The 3,066-nt window shown below is 64.3% G+C and carries 3 protein-coding genes and 1 pseudogene; all 4 read right to left on the bottom strand.

All coding sequences use genetic code 11. The features are described 5' to 3' along the window. Positions 1-468: pseudogene (locus tag MOV75_RS32575) on the bottom strand (PAP2 family protein); the annotation flags it as partial. Between the two features lie 81 nt (positions 469-549). Then, positions 550-1,044, bottom strand: coding sequence for a hypothetical protein (locus MOV75_RS32570; RefSeq protein WP_246931542.1), 495 nt, complete (start codon positions 1,042-1,044; stop codon positions 550-552). Positions 1,045-1,212: 168 nt separating this feature from the next. Continuing rightward, positions 1,213-2,415, bottom strand: coding sequence for a 23S rRNA (adenine(2503)-C(2))-methyltransferase RlmN (gene rlmN, locus MOV75_RS32565; protein WP_246931540.1), 1,203 nt, complete (start codon positions 2,413-2,415; stop codon positions 1,213-1,215). 166 nt (positions 2,416-2,581) lie between these two features. Beyond that, positions 2,582-3,066, bottom strand: a 485-nt coding sequence (locus MOV75_RS32560) for an invasion associated locus B family protein (protein ID WP_247007376.1), incomplete at its 5' end; no start/stop codon positions are given.

Raw genomic sequence — 3,066 nt, 5'->3', positions numbered from 1 at the left:
CCAGAACGCGGTCGCGCCCTCGCCCGAGAAGAACGAGCAGTTGCGCGCGCAGCCGCCGCGCGGATCCCACCACGGCACGAATTGCTGGTCGCCGGCGAACTCGGTCACCACAACCGGCCGGGGCCGGCCCCAATAGGTCTTGAAGGTGAGGTTGGTGAGAATGCCGGCAGACAGAATGATCGTGACCAGCAGGAACACGATCGCGCGCCCCGACACCATCAACGGCCGGTCGGGCCTGATCATCTTGACCACGAGCGCCACAAGCGACGGCAGCACGAAGGCCCAGGCCACCCACATCGCAGCATCACGCGCGAAGCCCGCCCAGTCGTTCAGCTTGAGCGGAAAGGTTTTCGTTTGGGGATCGAAGAACAGCGACGCGAGCTTGAGATCGAGCTCTGGATAGAGGCCGAAAACGACGCCGATCACGAGCCACAGCGCAAGGGCGATGAAGAGTCCAGTCCGGTTCATGGCGCGCGGTTTAGCGGAGTGGGACGGGGATGAAAACCCCGGCGGCGGGGCCCATCCTCCCCTGGAGAGGAGGGTAGAAGGTCACCGCGCATCCGGCCTTGAATTCGACGGAAGGGGCGGGGGCGGCTCGCGCGGAGGTAGCGGATCGCGCCAGGCGCCGGCGTTGCGGCCGGCGATCAACCAGTAGACCACGCCGGCAACGATGCCGGCGCCGGTCATGATTTCCAGATGCCGGCGGACGACGCCTTCGAATTGGAACGTGTCGGAGTGAAACGGAACGAGACCGAGATAGCAGGCGAGCCCTACGAGGCCGCCGCCGACTGCGTAAGCGAGCGCGCTGCGGATATAGAGGGCCTCGGTGATCGCGACGATCACCGCCGCCGGAACCAGGGCAAAACCCGACACGAAAATGAAGCCGAATCCGAGCAGGATGTCGAGCGTGCCCTGATCGACGGGACCGGCGCCGAGATCGGCGAATTCCGGAAACAACAGCGCGACGACGACGATCATCCCGCCGACGAAACAGGCGGCGAGAAAGCCGATGAAGATGACGATGAGGCGGCCGATCAGGGACATCTGAGGGACTCGTGGAATATCACCGTCATTCCGGGATGGCGCGTAAGCGCCAGACCAGGAATCTCGAGATTCCGGGTTCGGTGCTGCGCACCGCCCCGGAATGACGGCCATAGACGCATATGGCCGGGTCAAGCCCAGCCATGACGAGCGTTGAATATGGCGCCATCCTCAATCCGTCATCGCCATGGCGCGCAACGCCTGGCGTTCGCGGGCGCTGAGCTTCTCGGTCTCCGATTTCAGCTGGCCGCAGGCGGCGAGGATGTCGCGGCCGCGCGGGGTGCGCACCGGCGAGGAATAGCCGGCGTTGAAGATGTATTCGGAGAATTTTTCGATCTGGTCCCAGTCCGAACATTCATAGGCCGTACCGGGCCAGGGATTGAACGGGATCAGATTGATCTTGGCGTGAACGCCCTTGAGCAGCTTCACCAGCAGTTTTGCATCGTCGAGCGAGTCGTTGACACCCTTGAGCATCACATATTCGAAGGTGATGCGCCGCGCATTGGAGGCGCCGGGATAGTCTCGGCAGGCCTGCAGCAGCTCCTTGATCGGATATTTGCGGTTGAGTGGCACCAGCTCGTTGCGCAGCTCGTCGCGCACGGCATGCAGCGAGATCGCGAGCATGACGCCGATCTCCTCGCCCGCGCGCACGATGTTCGGCACCACACCCGAGGTCGACAGCGTAATGCGGCGGCGGGAGATGCCGATGCCTTCATTGTCGCCGACGATCAAGAGCGCATCGCGCACCGCGTCGAAATTGTAGAGCGGCTCGCCCATGCCCATCATCACGATGTTGGTGACGCGGCGCGTGCCGTCTTCGCGATCGGCCCAGTCATTCAGGCGATCGCGTGCGACCATCACCTGCCCCACGATCTCGCCGGCGGTGAGATTGCGTACGAGGCGCTGCGTGCCGGTGTGGCAGAACGAGCAGTTCAGCGTGCAGCCGACCTGGGAGGAGACGCAGAGCGTGCCGCGATCGGTCTCGGGGATGTAGACGCACTCGACCTCGTGGGCACGCTCGACATTGTCGCCGCTCGGCAGCCGCAGCAGCCATTTGCGGGTGCCGTCGTTCGAGATCTGCTCGGCGACGACCTCGGGCCGGTCGACCGTGAAGTGCTGCGCGAGCTCGGCGCGAATGCCCTTCGAGATCGAGGTCATGTCGTCGAAACTCTGGGCGCCCCGGAAATAGAGCCAGTGCCACAGCTGCTGCACCCGCATCTTGCGCTGCCCCGGCGCGACGCCGATCTCGCCGAGGCGATCGGCAAGCTCGGTGCGCGACAGACCGATCAGCGACGGCTTTGCCGGCGGCACATAGGTCTCGAGTGGCGTCTTCTCCACCAGGATTGCGTTATGCGGCTCGGTCGTCGGTTGCATTGAATGGACCTGAGTATGTGGTCGTTCCGGGACGACGCGAAGCGTTGAGCTTCCGGGTCTGGTCCTTCGGACCATCCGGAATGACGGAAAACTTGGAACCGCCCCTATATAGCAACCGGAACACCCGATTGCGACCTTGATCGCCGCCAGCCTTAACGACTAGGCGTTACCGCCGACAATCCTGGGCGATCTTGTCCAGAGCCTGGGCGAGGCCCTTCAGCGAGAACGTATCGGTCGTCTCGGTGCCCTTGGCCGAGACGCCCTTGACCACCAGCTCGGCGGATTTGCGCATGGCCTCGACCATCCGCTCCTCCTCGGCCGCATTCTTGATCCAGAGGCCGTCGCCCTGCGTGTACATCGCGAAGGCGGCGCCACCGACCTCGACCGACGATTCAGAACCCGGCTTCAGGGCATAGCCGATCATGACCGAGACTTCGTTGTTCACTTTCTCCGCCGGCCGGGTCGAGACGAAGGCATAGGCGGGATCGCGCGGCCGATTCGGCGGGTTGGTCTTCGACGACGATGGCTTGGCCAGCGCGAAGCAGACCTTCTTGCCGTTGGGCGTCGCCGAATAGGCGCCCCAGGTGCCGAACTGGCCGATCAGTGTCGGCTCGGCGCCACCCGCAACTGCCGCGGGCGGGGCTGCCGGCT

The organism is Bradyrhizobium sp. PRIMUS42, assembly GCF_023006515.1.
Taxonomy (GTDB): Bacteria; Pseudomonadota; Alphaproteobacteria; order Rhizobiales; family Xanthobacteraceae; genus Bradyrhizobium.
The sequence above is the reverse complement of the archived record's forward strand: the minus strand, read 5'-3'. Positions and strand labels throughout refer to the sequence as shown.